The following is a 19,816-nucleotide window of genomic DNA, read 5'->3' as shown; positions in this document are numbered from 1 at the left end:
AGGTAAGCCGGCCGCCGTCGAAAGCGGCTGTGACTTTCTTGCGGCCGACTGCTGGGAATCCAAATGCGCTTGCGATACCGTTGTTCATGCGGGGGTGACCTGTGGCATTTTCTGCCCTGCGGCAGGTTCGGCTTAGACACCCAGTTCCTAATTCAGATCAGAGGCTTAGGCCACTCCCGCTAACCCTTTAGGACCGGTCCGGTGAATACGACGGGCTAAGGCAACTCCATGCGCGTTTTTCGCAATTCGCAATTTATCATCGCAGCGGATGTATTGGGACTAATCCGATCGATGACATTGTTGGAGATCGGTGCCGTGACTGAAGATAGGGGGAGTTCGGTGCTCATGCTTGGCCGTGCTTTGAGAGATTTCTTTCAAGTGCATCTCATATTATCAGCGTCGCATGCACCACGCCGCCCCCAATCCGTTGACCCACGAGCACAACTTCCTGAGTGCCTCGCACGCCGCGCATGAGCGCCGCACGCGTTATGTCGTTGCCTTGACCGCTGCGATGATGGTGGTCGAAATCGTCGCGGGTCTTTGGACCGGATCGATGGCTCTTCTCGCCGATGGTATCCACATGGCGACCCACGCAGGTGCCCTGGGCGTCGCGGCCTTTGCCTACTGGTTTGCCAGGCGCCATGCCAACAACCCGCGTTTCACATTCGGTACCGGCAAGGTGGGCGATCTGGCCGGTTTCGCGAGCGCGCTTGTCCTCGCCATCTTCGCAATCGGGATCGCGGTTGAATCGGCCCAAAGGTTCATCAGTCCGCTCACGATTGCCTATACCGAGGCGATCTGGATCGCCGTGCTCGGCCTCGTGGTGAACCTCGCGAGTGCTTGGCTGCTTGGCGCCGATCATAATCATGGGCATGATCACGACCATCATCATCACCACGACCATCATCATCACCACGACCATCATCATCACCACGACCATCATCATCACCACGACCATGCGCATGCCGACAACAATCTGCGCTCCGCCTATTTCCACGTGCTTGCCGATGCCCTGACTTCGGTCCTGGCTATCGTGGCCCTTCTCGCCGGCATGTATCTCGGCTGGGCTTGGATGGACGCGGCAATGGGGCTGGTGGGTGCATTCGTGATCGGGCGCTGGTCATGGTCACTGCTGCGCGATACTGCTGCAGTGCTTGTCGACGCCGAAGCGGCCTCTGATCGGTACACAGAGGTGCGGGAGGCGCTCGAGGACCGGGACGCCGCGATCGGCGATCTGCACATCTGGCGGATCGGTCCCGGCAAGTATGCAGTCATCGCCTCGCTCATCGCCGGTGATCCGCTCGCGCCCGACCATTATGCCAGGCGACTTTCAGAGCATCCAGAATATGTGCACGTTACGATCGAGGTGCATCGCTGCGAGCATCCGCATCCCGAGCTTCGCGCGGCCTGATCGCGCCGTTCTAAAAGACCGAAACAGTATTCGAGGACTGCTATACTGTAACAAAAGACTTATACTTCATCGTGTTGCGGAACTTGCAATCTTGATGCGGTTTGCTATGAGCCATTGGAATCCATGACTACAAGCTATCGTCGCCTTGTCCTGCACCCTTTCGTCGTCCTGCTCATGCTGGTCGCGATGGTGTTCGTGACGGCGGCGGATGCTGCTGCTTGCGGTGCCGAAGTGGCGCCCGGAAGCACGCCCGTTCTGGCTTCGCTCGATAGCGCTTCTGCGTCATCCGCAGCCGCCGACGAAGTGCCGGGCGATCCGGATGCGCCGGCCGAGCAACACGGCGTGTGTGGACACGGCCATTGCCATCACGGGGCGATCTTTGCCGGCACCGTGCAGAAGGATTCGGTCCCTCACTTGGTCGTGGTTCCCGATGCGCCTCCCGCCGAAGCGCTCGCTTCCGACATTGCCGACCGACTGAAGCGCCCCCCTCGCGCCTGACGACCGTCACCGCGCTGCATGCCGCAGCGCAGTTCGGATTGTCAGCAGAGGAATTTTCGAAAAATGTCAGCCATTCATTGGCGAGGGGTCCTCTTTGGAGGGCTGTTCCTCGCCGCTCAAGCCACGACCGTGGCGGCGCAGGAGCGTGAGCTTCTGACGCTCGATGCTGCGCTCGCTCGTGCGGGCATCGTCGACAGCGCAGATGAGCCCCCAGATAATCCGCGCCTGATCGGACCGCGGGCCGAAGCCGACGCGGCGCGGGCCCTGGTCGACCAGGCGCGGCTGCGGCCCAACCCCGAAATTGTTTTCGAAGCCGAAAACATTGCCGGAAGCGGCGCATTTTCGGGATTGCAGGCCACCGAGTACACCTTGTCCCTGAGCCAGCGGCTCGAATTGGGCGGCAAACGAGGAGCGCGTGTCCGCGCCGCCCAGGCGGAAGCGCGCGTCGCGACCCTTTCAGGAGCGCTCTCGGTTGCTCAGCTCGGGCGATCGGTGCGCGAACGCTATGTCGAAGCCGTCGCTGCGGCAGCCCGATTGGAACTCGCGCGCGACATAGTCGAGCGCAATCGCGAGCTTGCCAGGATCGCAGGCGTACTGGTCGATGTTGGGCGGGAGCCTCCTCTGCGATCGCTTCGTGCCGAAGCGGCACTTGCGGAGGCGCTCGCGGAGCTTGAAGCGGCCCTGGCTGCCGACAGTACGGCGAGGAACGCGCTCGCCGCGCTTTGGGGCGAGGCAACACCTGCTACGGACGTGCCTTCGGTGTTCCCCGAGATCGAACCTCCGGCGACGCTGCTCGCGTCACCTTCGGCCTTACGACTTCAGGTCGCCCGTGCCGAACGCGAGGCCGCGGATGCCGCGATCGCCCGGGAACGATCTCTCGGCATTCCGGATCCGGCAATATCCGCCGGAGTCCGACGGTTCGAGGAAAGTCGAGACCAGGCGTTTCTCGTGGGGGTTTCGATCCCGCTTCCATTGCGTAATCGCAACCAGGGAAACATCTCCGCTGCCGAAGCGCGGCTTCGCGCCGCGACGGCGCGGGAAGCAATTGCCCGTACCGATTTCGAACTCGAGGTCACGCAGGCCCGCGGACAATTTCTGGCAGCCGAAGCGCGGGTCGAGACCCTCGCGGAGACGTCCTTGCCCCAAGCCGAAGAAGCCTTGCGCCTCGTTCGGATTGGCTACCGCAACGGCAGGTTTCCGCTGATCGAAGTTCTGGCTGCGGCGGAAGCACGCGACACCATCCGTGAAGCTTTGATTCAAGCTCAGGAAGATCGTGGTCGCCTGGCGGCGACACTGATCTGGCTCGGTGCACAATGAGGTATTTTCCGATGAACCGTAAACGTCTGGCCGTTGCGATCGGCCTTTCCATTCTCTTTGTAGTCGCGGCGCTCATGCTGTGGCCCGATAACGAAGCTGACCAAATCGCCGAGGAGACGAGTGAGGAGGTCGAGCTTCCCGAAGGCCTTGTCCTGCTTGGCGCCGAACAAATTGAAGCGTCCCAGATAGTGGTCGAAACCGTCGGCCTGGGATCGGTGGTCGAGCTGGTCTTCCCGGCCACCGTCGCGGCAAGCCCGACGGCAAGTGCCCGCATCGATGCCCGCGCGGCGGGCGTGGTCCGCAGTGTCGGCAAAACGCTGGGCGATTACGTGAGGCAGGGCGAGACGATTGCCCGCATCGAGAGCGCCGACGCGGCTGCTCTCGCAGCGCAGTTGAGCGCAGCGCGCGCAAGGGTCAACGAACTGTCCGCTGCCTACGATCGGGAGCGCCGCCTTTTCGAGGCCAATGTCACCGCACGGCAGGATCTCGAGGCCGCGCGAGCAAATCTGCAAGTCGCCCAGTCGGAACTTGCGCGCGCCCAAGCAGCAGTCTCCGCGGCGGGCGTTAGCGGCGACGGGCGCTCCCTTGCGGTTACGAGCCCGCTCGCAGGCCGAGTGACCTCGGCGCCTATCGTTCTCGGCTCCTTCGTCGATGCCGGGGAAGAACTCTATCAGGTCGTGAATCCGAGCGGCATGCAGGTCGAGGTTGCCCTCCCTTCGGCTGAAGCAAGCCGCATCCAGCCTGGCGACGAGGCGACTCTGGAAATCGCGGACAACCGGGAAGTGGGTGCGCGCGTGCGGTCTGTCACTCCCTCGCTCGATCCCGAAAGCCGCAGCGCTACGGCGGTCCTGTCGCTCGCAAGGCCGATCCCCGGCCTGCAACCCGGGGCCTTCCTGCAGGCACGTATCCGCCCCTCGGGTGAGGTCGACACAGGCCGCATATCGGTGCCGGAAAGTGCTGTCCAGACAATCGATGGCGCAGAAGTGGTCTTCGTTCGCACGCGCCGCGGGTTTCAAGCCCGTCCGGTGGTCACCGGTGCGCGTTCGGGAGGACGGGTGGTCATCGAGTCCGGTCTCGAAGCGCAGTGGCGGATCGCCACCGCCAATGCCTTTTTGCTGAAGGCTGAACTCGAGAAGGAGGAGGCCGAGCATGGACACTGATCACATGCAGGACGCTGATCGCTCCCACCGCCATGGCCTGATCGGCATGATCCTCGACGTCGCCGTGCGCTTTCGCTGGGCAATGGTCGTGCTGACGCTCGGTGTGGCAATCTATGGCGTGGTGAATTTGCTGCGCCTGCCCATCGATGCCGTACCCGATATCACCAACGTACAGGTGCAGATCAACACCGAGGCACCAGCCTTGTCGCCCTCGCAAGTCGAGACGCAGGTCACCTATCCTGTCGAGACCGGGCTTGCCGGTATCGAGGGTCTGGAGATGACCCGCTCGATATCGCGCAACGGGTTCAGCCAGGTGACCGCGATTTTCGAGGAAGGGACCGACATCTATTTCGCGCGTCAGCAGGTCAACGAACGGCTGACGCCCATAAGCGCCTCCCTACCCGAGGGTGCCGAACCGGTGATGGGACCCATCTCGACCGGCTTGGGCGAAGTGCTCATGTATACCATCGAGTTCGAGTTTCCTGACGGCAAGGAAGCACCGCTGGGCGGAGCGGTCGGTTGGCAGTCCGACGGGAGCTTTGTGACCGAACGTGGCGACCCGCTCGACAGCGATGTGGCCAAGGCTGCCTATCTGCGAACCATCCAGGACTGGGTGGTTGCACCCCTCATGCGGTCGGTCGACGGTGTGGCAGGTGTCGACTCGATCGGCGGCTTCGAAAAGCAATACCTCGTTCAACCCGATCCCGCGCGATTGACCGGTTACGGTTTGTCGTTCGACGAAGTGATTACCGCGCTGGAAGCGGCCAACCTCGCCGAAGGCGCCAATTTCGTCGAGCGGGCCGGTGAAGCGCTCCTCGCCCGGGTCGATGCGCGCCTCGGCAGCGTCGAGGATATCGAGCAGGCGGTCGTTTCCACCCGCGAGGGAGTCCCCATTCGCGTGGGCGATATCGCCACGGTCAGTATCGGCGGCGACCTGCGAACGGGCGCGGCGTCGCTGAATGGCGATGAAGCAGTCGTGGGGACCGTGCTCATGCGCGCGGGCGAGAACAGCCGCACCGTTTCGGCCCAGGCGGCCGAACGGCTCGAGGAGGTTCGCAGCTCCCTGCCGGAAGGAATTGTCGCGGAGATCGTCTACAACCGGTCTTCCCTGGTCGATGCGACGATCGCGACCGTCGAGAAGAATCTTGTCGAAGGCGCGCTTCTGGTGATCGCGATCCTGTTCTTGCTGCTGGGCAACATCCGGGCAGCGATCATCGCGGCGCTGGTCATTCCCTTTTCCATGCTGATGGCATCGATCGGAATGAACCGGCTCGGCGTTTCGGGCAATCTCATGAGCCTGGGTGCGCTGGACTTCGGCCTGATCGTCGATGGTGCCGTCATTATCGTCGAGAACAGTGTCGCGAGGCTCGCGGCCCGGCAGGAACACGAAGGCCGGCTTCTCACACTGGGCGAAAGGTTGACGGAAACGCGGCTTGCCGCGCAGGAAATGATCAAGCCGACTGTGTACGGGCAGGCGATCATACTTCTCGTCTTCGCACCGCTTCTGACCTTTACCGGAGTCGAAGGCAAAACCTTCTCGCCCATGGCGATCACGGTCATGCTCGCGCTCGCCTCGGCGTTCGTGTTGTCGCTGACCTTCGTCCCGGCAATGATCGCCATCCTGCTCAACAAGAAGCTGACGGAAAAGGAGGTCAAGCCGATCCGGATCGCCAAGGAGCGATACGGACCGCTGGTCCGCAAGGCGATCACCCGCCCTTGGCCGGTCATCGGCATGGGCGTCGGCATCTTCGCCTTTGCGGCCTTCGTGTTCAGCTTCCTCGGGAGCGAATTCACACCGCAATTGGACGAGCGCGACATCGCCGTGCAATCGCTGCGTATTCCTTCGACCTCGCTCGAACGTTCGCTCGCGATGCAAAGGCGGGTCGAGGACCGGCTCGAGCAGTTTGAGCAGGTCCAGCTCGTCTTTTCGCGGACGGGCACGGCAGAAGTGGCTAGTGACCCGATGCCGCCGAACGCTTCCGATGCGTATGTGATCCTCAAACCCCGTGAGGAATGGCCCGATCCCGACCTCGCCAAGGACGAGTTGGTCGCGCAAATGGAGAGCGCCCTCAGCAGTCTCGTCGGCAACCTTTACGAGTTCAGCCAACCGATCGAATTGCGGTTCAACGAATTGATCGCAGGCGTTCGCGGAGATGTTGCCGTCAAGATCTACGGAGACGATCTCAGCGCCATGACCTCAGCGGCGAACGAGGTTGCGGGCGTGCTGCGCAATGTCGACGGCGCCGCGGACGTCAAGGTCCAGCAAGTGACCGGGTTCCCCACCCTCGATATTGCCTTCGATCGGCCAGCGATTGCCCGTTACGGGCTGAAGGTCGAAGACGTTGCGCAATCGGTGGCGATCGCACTGGGCGGTCGGCCTGCGGGCCTCGTTTTCGAAGGCGATCGCCGCTTCGATGTGGTTGTGCGGTTGTCGGACGCGACCCGCGACGATTTCGACCAGTTGGGTGCTTTGCCGGTGCTGCTCCCGAACGGGGCAACCATACCGCTACGCTCGGTTGCCGAGTTCCGTGTGGTGGATGGTCTCGCGGAGGTTCGCCGGGAACAGGGACGCAGACTGGTGATCGTCTCGTCCAACGTGCGAGAACGCGACCTCGGGTCTTTTGTAGAAGAGGCCCAGGAAAGGGTTGCGGCGCAAGTTGAACTGCCCGCTGCCGCGTTTATCGAGTGGGGCGGTCAATACCAGAACCTCCAAGCTGCCCAGGAAAGACTTCAGATCGTCATTCCCATCGCGTTCGCGGTCATTCTCCTGTTGCTCTACATGGCGGTCGGGGGCTGGGTGCCGGCGCTCGCCGTATTCAGCGCGATCCCGCTGGCCCTGGCAGGCGGAATATTCTCCTTGGCCCTGCGCGGGATGCCATTCTCGGTTTCTGCGGCGGTAGGCTTTATCGCCCTGTCGGGCGTAGCGACCTTGAACGGGCTCGTGATGGTGACTGCGATCCGTCAGCGGCTCGACAAGGGCATGGCGCTCGATGACGCCATCGTGGCCGGTGGCCTGGCGCGCCTGAGGCCGGTTCTCATGACCGCGCTCGTTGCATCGCTCGGCTTCGTGCCGATGGCGATTGCGACGGGGACCGGCGCGGAAGTGCAGCGTCCTTTGGCGACAGTGGTCATCGGAGGGTTGATCACCGCTACCGCTCTGACCCTCTTCGTCTTGCCCGCAATTTTAAAGCTGGTTTTCAGTACCAGAGAAGATGACCGGACCTGGCGACAGCGCTGGTGGGATCGGCTGCGGCGCAACGTGACAAGCGATGAGCAGCGCGAGCTGAAGGACATCGCATGACCGATCGGGAAAGGAAAAAACGGTGCTGGCACTGAAGGAAGAGAACGGACTGCTCTGGATACGCGCCGGAGGCAGGCTGGGGGATGAAGCCTATGACCGCTTTGTTCCCCAATTCGAACATATCGCAGAGCGCGAGGCCAGTACCGTCCCGATGGTGATCGAGCTCGCGCCTGACTTTTCGGGTTGGGACTTCGGAGGTCTCTGGCGCGATCTCAAGTTCGACATCCGGCATAAGGATCGTTTCGGCCGGATCGCCATAATCGGCGACAGCGAATGGGAAGAGTGGGGCACGAAATTGTCATCCTCACTCTTCCGCGCCGAAATGAAGTTCTTCCGGCCAACACTGCGTAGTCATGCGGAAAGCTGGGTACAAACCGGGGAGGACGCAGCATGAGTGGCGGACATGAGGTCGATGCCGGGTCGCCTGAAAAGCGGAAGACCCTGTGGGTTGTCCTGTGGCTTAACGTGGCGATTGCCATCGGCTTCTTCGCGGTCGGATATTTTGCCGATTCCAACGCGCTGTTGGCAAACGGCCTCGACAATTCATCGGATGCAATCGTTTATGCGCTCAGCCTGCTTGCGCTAACCCGCTCGCGGACCTGGAAACGCGGGGCCGCGCGTTTCTCCGGCATCATGCTGCTGGTCTTCTCCGCTGGGGTCATTTTCGATGCTTACCGACGGTTCGTGGAAGGTTCCGATCCGGGCGGCATGCTGATGATGGCGATGGCGTTCGTCGCGGGACTGGTGAATCTCTATTGCCTGCGCCTGTTGCAGAAGGTGGAGAACAAGGACGTCAATATGCGGGCGGCGACAACCTTCAGCTTCAACGACTTCATCTCCAATGGCGGGATCATCATCGCCGGCATCGTTGTGCTGATTACCGGTGCCAACTGGCCCGACCTAGTAGTCGGAATAGCGGTCGCCTGCATAGCGCTTTACGGCGGAGTGCAGATCCTGCGCGATACGCATATGGATGTGCACGACGAGGCGGGAACCGTCCACGGCGAGAAGAGGAATTGACGCTAATCGATACCTTGTTTGCCGCGCAGGACCTTTCGCGGGTCCTTGTCCTGGCGATGCTATCAGGCATCGGGGTCATGATTGGCGGCAAATTGGCAAAAGGCAATTGGAGCTTCCTGCATCCGCTCCTGCCGGGCGGCGTTTCGGGTGCTTTTGCCGCCCTTGCCGTCTTGCTAACTCTTCCGCTGGGACAATCTCCTCTCACCCGCTGGACACTCACTGGTTTGATGCTGGCGGGCGGCCTGCTGCTTCTGATTTTCAACGAGCTTGGTCGATACGCAAAACTCAGACCGGATGATGACGGACCTGAGCGATGCTCCGATAGGCCAACCCTGGTACGTCGCATCTCGGTGTCGATGGCGTCCGATATCCTGCCTTACAGCGTTATCTTGGGTGCTGCCGCTGCTGCATCCGCGACGACAGCAATGGCGGTGTCTGCAGCGCTTGTTTTTGCGAACCTGGAAATAGGACGCCAGGCGATCGATGATTACCGATCCGCCCAAGTGAGCAGGATGGACCAGCTTGCGCTACTTGTCCTCTTTTCCCTGTTTTTCATCGGGATCGCTCTCTTGACCTTTTGGGCGCTGCACGGATTCACCGACAACGGGCGAGGTTGGCTAGCGGCTATTATCCCGGGCTTTCTTATAGTTGCATCGGCGCGCGCGCTGCTTCGCATGGGAACCGGATCGGTCGCCGCCAATCATATTACGCTCCTGGCATTCGTCGGAGGGTTCGCGCTGCTCGGCCTCGCGATCTCGGCGCTTGGAGAACTGTCGCGCGAACTCGATGTCTCGAACAGCACGTTCCAGCATTCCCCCGCGCAGTCCGTTACGACGACCAAGAGAACAGAAAAAGGAGGCAGGTAGTGGCACAATCGGGCGGTCATGCCGGGCACAGTCACGGCGAAGAAAGCATGAGCGACGGCCGCCTTGTATTGGCCGTCGCCCTCAACGTCCTGCTGACTGTCGCCCAGATCATCGGGGGGATATTGTCGGGTTCGCTCGCACTGATCGCCGATGCGCTGCACAATTTCAGCGACGCGGCATCGCTTGGACTGGCTCTGTTTGCGAGGCGGATCGGGCGCCGGCCAGCCGACAAGCTTATGACCTTCGGCTATGCTCGTGCGGAAGTCGTGGCGGCGCTCATCAATCTGACGACTTTGCTTATCATCGGTTTCTATCTGCTCGTCGAGGCGATCAACCGTTTCGCAGACCCTCAACCCGTTGAGGGGTGGACCGTAATCTGGGTCGCCGGGATAGCGCTGGTGATCGACGTGGTTACGGCGGTGATGGTTTACGCCAGCTCGAAGAACTCCCTCAACATGAAAGCCGCCTTTCTGCACAATGTGTCCGATGCGCTGGCGTCGGTCGGTGTGATCGTGGCTGGCGTACTCATTCTGCGATACGAACTTTATATTGCCGATCTGATCATCACTGTGGTCATTGCTGCCTATGTGATCTGGCAGGGCGTCACTTTGTTGCCTCGCACGGTGCGGCTCTTGATGGGTGCGGTGCCGGACGAAAGCGAGTTCGATCGCATTGTGAGCGACCTGCGTGACACAGAAGGCGTGGCCGACGTCCATCACGTCCATGTCTGGAGCATCAGTGAGCATTATCGCGCGCTTGAGGCGCATATCGTTCCTGCCGAATCTTCGTTGCAGGCTTTCGAGGATGTGAAGGCGCGGGCTCGCGGTATGCTCGAGACGCAGCACGCCATCGCCCATGCAACGTTCGAAGCCTGTCTCGCTGCAGACTGTGATCCCGACATGATCCCGGACCATCAGGTCGAGAAGAACCATCATCACGACCATGACCGCGACCATTGACAAGCGCGGCGATCGGGTCGGTCGCTGTGGGTAAGCTGCTTGGCAGCGCACGACATGAACCGCCCTGCAACCCGTAAAATGAGGACCAACGAATGAAAGCTTCCGATCTTATGGTCGCCGCGCTCGAGGCCGAGGGCGTCGAATATGTTTTCGCCGTTCCAGGCGAAGAGAACCTGGATCTCCTGGAATCGCTGCGAACTTCCGCCATCACGCTGGTTCTGGCCCGTCACGAACAGGGCGCTGGCTTCATGGCGGCGACCTATGGCCGCCTGACCGGCAAGGCAGGTGTGTGCCTGGCAACGCTCGGGCCTGGTGCCACGAACCTGACCACACCGGCGGCCTATGCCGCGCTCGGGGCCTTTCCGCTCGTCATTATTACTGGGCAGAAACCGATCAAGACATCGAAACAGGCCCAGTTCCAGATTGTCGACGTCGTTTCCCTGTTTACGCCGCTCTGCAAGGCTTCGACCCAGATCGTGAACGGCAATCGCATTCCCTCGCTCGTTCGCGAAGGTTTCCGTCTGGCGCAGGAAGAAAGGCCGGGCGCTGTACTGCTCGAGCTGCCGGAAGATATCGCTGAAGAGGAAACGATCGAACCGGTCATACCTCCGCATTACAGGCGTTATGCGGTCGCCGGAGATGCTGCGCTCGACGAAGCGGCCGAGCGCATCATCGCGGCTGAGCGGCCATTGCTCCTGATCGGTGCCGGAGCGAACCGCCGCCGCGCTTCGAAAGCGTTGCGCAAATTCGTGTCTGATACCGGCTTTCCATTCTTCGACACCCAGATGGGCAAGGGCGTGGTCGATGAAGATAGCGAGCTCTATCTGGGCACCGCGGCGCTATCGTCGGGCGATTATGTTCACTGCGCAATCGAAAAGGCCGATCTGATCGTCAATATCGGTCACGACGTGGTGGAGAAGCCGCCCTTCTTCATGGAGCCGGGCGGGCAGACCGTCATCCATATCAATTACAAGGCAGCCGAAGTCGATCAGGTCTACTTCCCGCAGCTCGAGGTCATCGGCGACATCGCCGGATCGGTCGAGCGGCTGGGAAACCGTCTGGATGGCAAGCTGCAGTGCGATCGCAGCTATTACACTGTGCTGCACCACGAGATTGCTTCGCACATTTCCGAGACCAGCGACGACGAACGTTTTCCGATGGTCCCCCAGCGCGTGGTTGCCGACGTACGCAGCGTAATGGCGCGCGATGATATCGTTGCGCTCGACAACGGTATCTACAAGATCTGGTTCGCCAGAAACTACATTGCGAATGAACCGGGTACCATCCTTCTCGACAATGCATTGGCGACGATGGGCGCAGGCCTTCCATCGGCCATGATGGCGGCGATGCTGTCGCCGGGGCGCAGAGTGCTCGCGGTATGCGGCGATGGCGGGTTCATGATGAACTCGCAGGAGCTGGAAACGGCCGTCAGGCTGGGCCTGAACCTCGTCGTACTCGTCCTGAACGATGCGGCATACGGCATGATCCGCTGGAAGCAGGACCAGCTCGGCTTTCCGGACTACGGCCTAACCTTTTCCAATCCCGACTTCGTCACCTACGCACAAAGCTATGGAGCGACCGGTCACCGGGTCGAGCGGAGCGCAGATCTTGTGGCGGTCCTGAACGCCGCATTCGAGGCGGGCGGCGTGCACCTTGTCGATCTGCCCGTCGACTACTCCGAAAACAAGAAGGTGCTGATCGACGAACTCGGCGCAAAGGTGTGCGAGCTATGAAGACGATCGTTCACAATCCGTTCGACCGCGAGCCGGTTGCAGAAGTGCCGCTTGTCGACTGGCCTCAAATCGATGAATGGCTGAATGAAGCGCAGTTGCTCCACCGCGACCGCCATGGCTGGCTTGCCGTGCACGAGCGTGTCGCCATCCTCCGGCGGGCTGCGGATATCATGCGCGAACGAGCCGAGGATCTGGCTCTCCAGATCGTCAGGGAGGGCGGCAAACCGCTGGTCGATGCGCGCGTGGAAGCCGGTCGCGCGATCAACAGCGTCGACTTATGCGTTCAGGCGCTCAGCGATGGCGGCGGTCACGAGATCCCCATGGACCTGACAGAAGCGGGTGCGGGAAGGACGGCATATACCTTCCGCGAGCCGATCGGTCCTGTCGTGGCGATCTCGGCATTCAATCACCCGCTCAACCTGATCGTCCATCAGGTTGGACCGGCGGTAGCAGCCGGGTGCCCCGTTCTCATCAAGCCTGCGCTGGAAACGCCTCTGTCATGCCAGAGCTTTGTGAGCATTCTTCATGAAGCCGGCCTGCCCGAGGCCTGGTGCCGGTTCGCACCTTGCGGCAACGATATTGCCGAAAGAATGGTAACCGATCCGCGCACGGAGTTCTTCTCATTCATCGGTTCTGCGAAGATCGGCTGGATGCTTCGCTCGAAGCTGGCGCCGGGAACCCGCATTGCTCTCGAGCACGGCGGCGCGGCGCCGGTAATCGTGGACAGCGGCGTGGAGCGCGCAGCAGTGATCGCCTCGTTGCTCAAAGGCGGGTTCTATCATTCGGGTCAGGTCTGCGTTTCCGTGCAGCGCGTGTACGTCCCTGCTGCAGAATTGAAAGACTTCGCTCATGACCTAAGGCGAGCTGCCGAAAAGCTGGTAGTGGGCGATCCCGCCGATGCTGAGACCCAATGCGGACCCCTGATCCGAACGGAGGAAGTTGACCGCGTCGAACGCTGGGTCGATGAAGCCATCGCAGCAGGAGGCACCCTGGTGTGCGGGGGAAGCCGTCTGAGTGACACTCTTTTCTCCCCGACCGTCATTGTCGATCCTCCCGAAAGTGCCAAGATATCCCGGGAAGAAATCTTCGGCCCCGTGATCTGCGTGTATGGCTATGACGATATCGACCTGGCTATCGAGCAGGCCAATGCCCTGCCTTACGCCTTTCAGGCCGCTGTATTCAGCGATCGGCTGTCAATCGCCAATCATTGCATACAGTCTCTGGCGGGATCGGCTGTGATGGTGAACGACCATACGGCATTCCGCGTGGACTGGATGCCTTTTGCAGGGCTGCGCCGCTCCGGGCTTGGCGTCGGCGGGATCCCCTACACTATGGCGGATATGAGCATTGAAAAAATGGCCGTCTGGAACTGGCCTGCGGCGGCATCATAGCCCGTTCGACAGACCCGGGATGGCGACACGGGCAGCTTCGCACTCGTCGGCCTTTCCCGAAGTTAAGTCTCTTATGGGCGGCCGACAAAAGCCGTGCATTGGCGAGCCTGACCGAACTGGCGCACGAGGCGCGGACATCAAGGCTCGGCGGTACCCGCAAGTGCATCGATGATGCGGCAATCGCCTACAGTGTCTTGCTCGCAGGCAGCGATCATACGCCCAAGTTCCGTCCGCAACGCCTCCAGGCTCGCGATCTTGCGCTCGACCTCGCCGAGATGGCTTCTGGCCAGAGCGTCGATGCCCGCGCAGGACCGGTCGGCATCATCGGAGAGATCGAGCAATTCCCTGATGCGTGCCATGGAGAAGCCGAGATCACGCGCGCGCCGTATGAAGTTAAGGCGCGCTTCCTCTGCTGGTCCATAATCGCGATAATTGGCCCGCGTGCGTGGAGGGGCAGCGAGGATACCCTCACGCTCGTAGAAGCGGATTGTTTCGGATTTGACGCCGGTTATCCGGGCAAGTTGACCAATTCTCATGACAAAGGCTCCTGCCGCTTGACCTTGTAGTTACTACAAGGTGCATAGGGCGGATCGACGCAAGGAGTCGAGTAAATGGGAAAGACCTGCTGCGGCCCCGATGAGGCCGGTGCAAACAACAACGATCCGACATGGCGGCGCATTCTGTGGATCGCACTGGGCCTTAATGCAATCATGTTCGGCGTGGAGATCGTGGCAGGCATTGCTGCGGATTCGCGCGCCTTGCAGGCCGACGCGCTCGACTTTCTCGGTGATGCGGCAAACTATGCTATCAGTCTCGGTGTAGCGGGGATGGCGCTCGTCTGGCGCGCGCGTGCGGCTCTCGTAAAGGCGGCGACCATGCTGGCTTTCGGCCTGTGGGTGCTCGGCTCGGCCATCTGGGGTTTCTTTGTCGGGGCGTCGCCCGACCCGGGAACGATGGGCGCCATCGGTTCTCTTGCTCTGGCGGTAAATCTCGCCGTCGCCGCGATGCTGTTCCGGTATCGCTCGGGCGATGCGAACATGCGCTCGGTGTGGATCTGTTCGCGCAACGACGCGATCGGTAATATCGCCGTGCTGGCGGCAGCGATTGGCGTTTTCGGCACCGGCCGTGCGTGGCCCGATCTGGTTGTGGCGAGCATCATGTCAGGACTGGCGGTGTGGGGAAGTGCCGAAGTCTCCAAACAGGCCCGTGGCGAACTGCGCTCTACCTAAACTCCAGAATATCCCCGCGATCGGGGGTTGGAGGAAATACATTTCCGTCTACACCCTGCTATTGCGAATTAATTGCAACAGATATAGAGACCCCTCATGCATCGCATCGTCTCCGCCACCGTCCATCCGGCACTGCGGCTCATTCTGCTGGCGCTTGCGCTGTGTCTGTCCGTCACCGCGAACGCGGAAGAACCCGACGTGCGAACCACATGGCGTCTGCTCGATTATATCGCGGTCGACTACGCCTCCGCCGTTTCCGAGGGACGTGTTGCCGACGAATTCGAATATCGCGAAATGGTGGAGTTTTCCGATGTCGTGGCGCGGCAGATCGCTGCATTGCCGGATACTAAAGACAATCAAGCACTCATCCGCCGATCGGACCAGCTGCGAGCTCTGATCGCCAATAAGGAACCCGCCGAGCGAGTTGGGCGCTTAGCGCGCGCGCTGGCAGCCTCGTTGCTGACAGCCTACCCGGTTCCGCTTGCCCCTTCGCAAGCGCCCGACCTTGACCGCGCCCGCACTCTCTTCGCGCAGAACTGCGCCTCGTGTCACGGCGCCGCCGGAAGTGCGCCACCGGCCGCAATGCAGGCACTTGATCCCCCGCCGATCGACTTCACCGATATCGACCGGGCGCGGCAGCGCAGTGCGTTCGGGCTTTACCAGGTCATCACGCAAGGGCTGGAAGGAACGTCCATGGCCAGCTTCGCATCGCTGTCCGACGAGGATCGCTGGGCGCTTGCATTCCATGCCGGCAGCATTGCTTTTGAAGATGTGGCCAAGGGCGAGCGTATTTGGCGGGAAGATGATGGCATACGCCAGCTTGTCCCCGATCTCGAGACGCTCGCCGCGCTCACACCGGAAAGTCTGGCCGAGCAGATCGGCGAGGACCGTGCGCTCGCCGTCATTGCCTATCTTCGCGCCAATCCCGATGCGGTGGGACAGGCAAATGACGCAGGTTCGCTCGCCTTCGTTCGCGATACGCTCGATCGCAGCCTGTCAGCTTATCGGGCTGGCAACCGAGAGGAAGCGCGGCAGCTTGCCCTGTCTGCCTATCTCGACGGGCTTGAACCCCTGGAGGCCCTCCTGGCAACGCGCGATGGCGGTTTGATGCGGGAGGTAGAACAGGCGCTCGGGCAATTCCGGGCCGGAATAGAGTCCGGTGCGAATCCATCCGAACTACAGCAACTAAGGGCTCGCATCGATAGTCTGCTGGCAAGAGCCGAGGAAGCGTTGGCTCCTGAGGCGGCCAGCGAAATCTCGACCTTTCTCGGGGCGTTCACCATTCTCCTGCGCGAGGGGATCGAAGCAATTCTGGTTGTGATCGCCATGATCGCCTTTGTGAAAAAGTCGCAGCGCTCCGAGGTATTGCCCTATATCCATGGTGGGTGGATCGCTGCTCTTTTCGCAGGTGTCGCCACCTGGGTCGTAGCAACCTACTTCGTAAGCATCAGCGGGGCGAGCCGCGAGATGACCGAAGGGATCGGCGCGCTGCTTGCGGCTGTCATTCTCGTATCGGTCGGGATCTGGATGCACGGCAAATCCCAGGCCGAGGAGTGGCGGCGCTATATCCAGGAAAAAATGGGCAAGGCGCTTTCGCGCGGATCGGCATGGTTTCTCTTTGGTCTTGCATTCGTGGTCGTCTACCGGGAAGCGTTCGAGACTATTCTGTTCTACGCTGCCCTGTGGAACCCGCAGAGCAGCGGCATCATATTGGCAGGTGCCTTGTCCGCAGTCGCGCTGCTAGCGTTCATCGCATGGGTTATGCTGCGCTACAGCCGCAAACTGCCGATCACCCAGTTCTTCCGCTATAGTGCTATCCTGATTGCGATCCTTGCGGTCATTCTCGCGGGCAAGGGCGTGGGCGCTTTCCAGGAGGCCGGAGTTCTTTCCGCCGCTTTCATTGCCGGCTTGCCGCGCCTCGCCGAACTCGGCTTCTTCCCGACTGTCGAGACGATCGGCGCGCAATTGCTCACGCTGCTCGCTCTGATTGCCGGATTTCGGATAAGTCGATCACCATCGGGACCGCAGCCGGCAGCTGTCGAGGGATAGGTGATCCCGGTTTGCGATCAGCGGGGTCCGGTGCCGAGACGGCGCGCGAGCCACAAGGAGGCTGTGGGAACCGCGACCCACATCGCGATCGGTATGAGACCGATTTTGGTTCCGGGCACCAGCGGCATGATTGCACTATAGGACCACCCCCAGTCGGCACCGACAGCCAGCACTTCGACCATGGCAGTAATGGCCAGGCCGATTCCCAGGAACACGACAAAACGCGAGATCGGCCAGTCTACGAGCCACGGCGTTTTACCACTGCCGACAGAGGCGCCGAGATAAGCGGCCACCATGATCCCGGCATCGCCGAACGAGGCCAGGCCGCAGCGACGTGCTGCCTCGGCAGGCGACAGACCTCCCGACTGGTAGAAAGGAAGCTGGAGCATCTCCCAGGCGAAAGCGATGAGAATTCCGAATATCGCGATCCAGAGGGCTGGATGAGCACCGCGCCATTCGCGCGATTCCTCAGAGATTTGGTCCTGATCCTGCATCGTCTGATTCGTCACTCCTGCGATCTCCGTCCCGTCCCCATCGCTCAGGTATCGAATTTGGGAAGAGCGAGGCCGCGCAGGCGCAGGGCGTTGCCGATCACCGATACCGAAGACAGGCTCATCGCTGCGGCCGCGATCATCGGGTTCAAAAGCAACCCGGTCCATGGATAGAGGACACCTGCTGCGACCGGTATGCCGAGCGCATTATACGCAAAGGCAAAGAACAGGTTCTGCCTGATGTTGCGCATAGTGGCCCGAGACAGGACGAGCGCCTGAACAACGCCGACGAGGTCGCCGCGCACCAATGTCACGCCCGCGCTTTCGATCGCGACATCGGTACCCGTTCCCATCGCGATGCCGACATGCGAAGCGGCAAGCGCGGGTGCGTCGTTTATGCCGTCGCCGGCCATAGCGACCCGGCGACCATCGCTCTTCAACTGCTCGATCTTGCGATGTTTGTCCTCGGGCGAGACGTTCGCTTCGACTTCGTCGATACCGACCTGGCTTGCTACCGCACGCGCGGTGGCTTCGCTGTCGCCGGTAAGCATCACGATCTTGATGCCGCGCTCATGCAACGCGGCAATAGCGGTGCGGCTGGTTGCCTTGATCGGATCGGCGACCGCGATAAGGCCTGCCGGTGCCCCGTCCACGGCCACGAACATCACCGTCTGTCCGAGGCTTCGGCCTTCGTCCGCCGTTGACCGCCAGCCTTCTTCGAGCGCCCCTATACGCTCCATCATCTTTTCATTCCCGATCGCGACCAGGCGCTTGTCGACATTTGCCTGGATACCTTCGCCGGTCACGGATTCGATATCGGAAGCGTCGAGAATGGCAGCGCCCCTGTTTTGAGCCCCTTCCACGATCGCGTGGGCGAGCGGATGCTCGCTTCCTCTCTCAACGGCAGCGACAAGGCTCAGCAATTCCTGCTCGTCGAAATTTGGCTGCGGTTTTACGTCGACAAGATCAGGCTTGCCCCGGGTCAGCGTTCCGGTCTTGTCGACGACCAGCGTATCGATCTTTTCCAGCGTTTCGAGCGCTTCGGCGTTCTTGATCAGGATCCCGTGCTGCGCGCCCTTGCCGGTACCGGTCATGATCGACATCGGCGTCGCCAGTCCGAGCGCGCAGGGACACGCGATGATCAGAACGGCGACCGCGTTGACGAGCGCGTAGGCAAGGGCCGGTGCCGGTCCCCAGATGGCCCAGACGACAAAACTCACGATAGCGACAAGGACGACGATGGGTACGAACCATCCGGTGACCTGGTCGGCGAGCCGCTGGATCGGTGCCCGGCTGCGCTGGGCCTCCGCGACCATCTGCACGATCTTCGAGAGCATGGTGTCCGCGCCGACCTGCGTCGCGCGCATGGTGAAGCTGCCGGTCTGGTTTACGGTGCCCCCGATCACGGGATCGCCCGCGCTTTTCTTGACGGGAATGGGTTCGCCACTGATCATGGATTCGTCGATGGCACTGCTTCCATCCTCGAGCGTGCCATCGACGGGGACCTTGTCGCCCGGACGCACGCGCAGCAGGTCCCCCGACGTCAATTCATCGAGCGGTACTTCGCGCTCGTCCCCGCGACCGAAGATCTTCATCGCGGTCGGGGGTGCGAGTTCGAGAAGCGCTCGCAAGGCGCTCGATGTCGATCCGCGCGCCTTGAGCTCGAGCACCTGCCCGAGCAGCACGAGGGTCGTGATAACCGCTGCGGCCTCGTAATAGACGCCGACCCGGCCCGCATGATCGCGGAATGCCTCGGGAAAGATGTCCGGGGCGAGGGTTGCCACAAGGCTGAACAGATAGGCGATGGCGACGCCGAAGCCGATCAGGGTGAACATGTTGAGGTTCATGGTCCGGACCGATTGCAGCGCGCGGGTGAAGAAGGGCCAGCCGCCCCAAAGCACCACCGGAGTTGCCAGCAGGAGCTGCAGCCACTGCGCGATAGCGGGTTCGATGACCTGATCGAACGGTCGCGACGGGATCATGTCGCCCATCGCATAGGCGAAGAGCGGCAGCGTGAAGAGCGCGCTCCACCAGAACCTTCGCCGCATGTCGACGAGTTCGGGATCGGGGCCCTCGTTCAGAGTGACCGTTTCGGGTTCGAGGGCCATCCCGCATATCGGGCAAGAGCCCGGCCCCGGCTGCCGGATCTCCGGATGCATCGGACAGGTGTATATGGTACCTTCCGGGACATCCTCGACAGCATCGAGGTGCGCCTTCGAAAGATACATCTCCGGATCCGCGCGGAACTTGTCGAGGCAGCGCGAGGAGCAGAAGTAATGGTCGCCACCCTCGTGTCGATCGACGAAGCGGGCGCCGTCCATCTTCACGCTCATTCCGCAAACGGGGTCGGTCGCCATACCCTCGATTGCATTGTGCCCATCGCTCATCTGT

16 protein-coding genes are annotated in these 19,816 nt (G+C 61.5%); 13 read left to right on the top strand and 3 right to left on the bottom strand.

Going from position 1 to position 19,816, the window contains the following annotated elements; translation table 11 throughout:
• Positions 1–403 precede the first annotated feature (403 nt).
• From dmeF to Q0897_RS10455, 11 genes are all read left to right on the top strand, one after another.
• On the top strand, positions 404–1,411 hold the full coding sequence (dmeF, locus tag Q0897_RS10505) for a CDF family Co(II)/Ni(II) efflux transporter DmeF (protein WP_299309359.1): 1,008 nt from the start codon (positions 404–406) through the stop codon (positions 1,409–1,411).
• Positions 1,412–1,534: 123 nt separating this feature from the next.
• Positions 1,535–1,909, top strand: coding sequence for a hypothetical protein (locus Q0897_RS10500; RefSeq protein ID WP_299309358.1), 375 nt, complete (start codon positions 1,535–1,537; stop codon positions 1,907–1,909).
• Positions 1,910–1,972: 63 nt separating this feature from the next.
• A complete protein-coding gene (locus tag Q0897_RS10495; RefSeq protein WP_299309356.1) occupies positions 1,973–3,226 on the top strand; it encodes a TolC family protein in 1,254 nt (417 codons plus the stop codon).
• Positions 3,227–3,237: 11 nt separating this feature from the next.
• Entirely contained in the window at positions 3,238–4,386 is a 1,149-nt protein-coding gene (locus Q0897_RS10490) for an efflux RND transporter periplasmic adaptor subunit (RefSeq protein WP_299309355.1), read from the top strand.
• A gap of 37 nt (positions 4,387–4,423) precedes the next feature.
• Entirely contained in the window at positions 4,424–7,687 is a 3,264-nt protein-coding gene (locus tag Q0897_RS10485) for a CusA/CzcA family heavy metal efflux RND transporter (RefSeq protein WP_299309377.1), read from the top strand.
• Positions 7,688–7,709: 22 nt separating this feature from the next.
• A complete protein-coding gene (locus Q0897_RS10480; RefSeq protein ID WP_299309354.1) occupies positions 7,710–8,081 on the top strand; it encodes an STAS/SEC14 domain-containing protein in 372 nt (123 codons plus the stop codon).
• Entirely contained in the window at positions 8,078–8,707 is a 630-nt protein-coding gene (locus Q0897_RS10475; protein WP_054522854.1) for a cation transporter, read from the top strand. The genes Q0897_RS10480 and Q0897_RS10475 overlap by 4 nt, the downstream gene beginning before the upstream one ends.
• A 14-nt stretch (positions 8,708–8,721) precedes the next feature.
• Positions 8,722–9,573 carry a hypothetical protein gene (locus Q0897_RS10470; RefSeq protein ID WP_299309353.1) on the top strand — a complete coding sequence of 284 codons (852 nt, stop codon included), beginning with the start codon at positions 8,722–8,724 and terminating at the stop codon, positions 9,571–9,573.
• Positions 9,573–10,532, top strand: a complete 960-nt coding sequence (locus tag Q0897_RS10465; protein WP_050775921.1) for a cation diffusion facilitator family transporter — start codon at positions 9,573–9,575, stop codon at positions 10,530–10,532. The genes Q0897_RS10470 and Q0897_RS10465 overlap by 1 nt, the downstream gene beginning before the upstream one ends.
• Positions 10,533–10,624: 92 nt before the next feature.
• Positions 10,625–12,265, top strand: a complete 1,641-nt coding sequence (locus Q0897_RS10460) for an acetolactate synthase large subunit (protein ID WP_054522852.1) — start codon at positions 10,625–10,627, stop codon at positions 12,263–12,265.
• Positions 12,262–13,656, top strand: a complete 1,395-nt coding sequence (locus tag Q0897_RS10455) for an aldehyde dehydrogenase family protein (RefSeq protein WP_054522851.1) — start codon at positions 12,262–12,264, stop codon at positions 13,654–13,656. Before Q0897_RS10460 ends, Q0897_RS10455 begins: the two co-directional genes overlap by 4 nt.
• A gap of 137 nt (positions 13,657–13,793) precedes the next feature.
• Here the strand turns inward: Q0897_RS10455 and Q0897_RS10450 are convergent, their stop codons facing one another.
• The gene (locus Q0897_RS10450; RefSeq protein WP_060703638.1) at positions 13,794–14,192 is read right to left on the bottom strand and encodes a helix-turn-helix domain-containing protein; all 399 of its coding nucleotides are present in this window, start codon (positions 14,190–14,192) and stop codon (positions 13,794–13,796) included.
• A gap of 75 nt (positions 14,193–14,267) precedes the next feature.
• On the opposite strand from Q0897_RS10450, the gene Q0897_RS10445 reads away from it, so the two are divergent.
• Both Q0897_RS10445 and Q0897_RS10440 read left to right on the top strand, forming a co-directional pair.
• Entirely contained in the window at positions 14,268–14,885 is a 618-nt protein-coding gene (locus Q0897_RS10445) for a cation transporter (RefSeq protein ID WP_299309345.1), read from the top strand.
• Between the two features lie 96 nt (positions 14,886–14,981).
• Positions 14,982–16,934 (top strand): cytochrome c/FTR1 family iron permease, encoded by a 1,953-nt coding sequence (locus Q0897_RS10440; protein ID WP_299309343.1) that lies wholly within the window; start codon positions 14,982–14,984, stop codon positions 16,932–16,934.
• A gap of 17 nt (positions 16,935–16,951) precedes the next feature.
• On the opposite strand, the gene Q0897_RS10435 is transcribed toward Q0897_RS10440, so the two are convergent.
• Both Q0897_RS10435 and Q0897_RS10430 read right to left on the bottom strand, forming a co-directional pair.
• On the bottom strand, positions 16,952–17,443 hold the full coding sequence (locus Q0897_RS10435) for a hypothetical protein (protein WP_230782967.1): 492 nt from the start codon (positions 17,441–17,443) through the stop codon (positions 16,952–16,954).
• A 29-nt stretch (positions 17,444–17,472) separates the two neighbouring features.
• Positions 17,473–19,812: a heavy metal translocating P-type ATPase gene (locus tag Q0897_RS10430; RefSeq protein WP_010240409.1), complete on the bottom strand. Its 2,340-nt coding sequence runs from the start codon at positions 19,810–19,812 to the stop codon at positions 17,473–17,475.
• Positions 19,813–19,816: the final 4 nt, after the last annotated feature.

This window comes from uncultured Croceicoccus sp. (assembly GCF_947496385.1).
Lineage (GTDB): Bacteria > Pseudomonadota > Alphaproteobacteria > Sphingomonadales > Sphingomonadaceae > Croceicoccus.
This window is presented reverse-complemented; position numbering and strand designations above follow the sequence as displayed.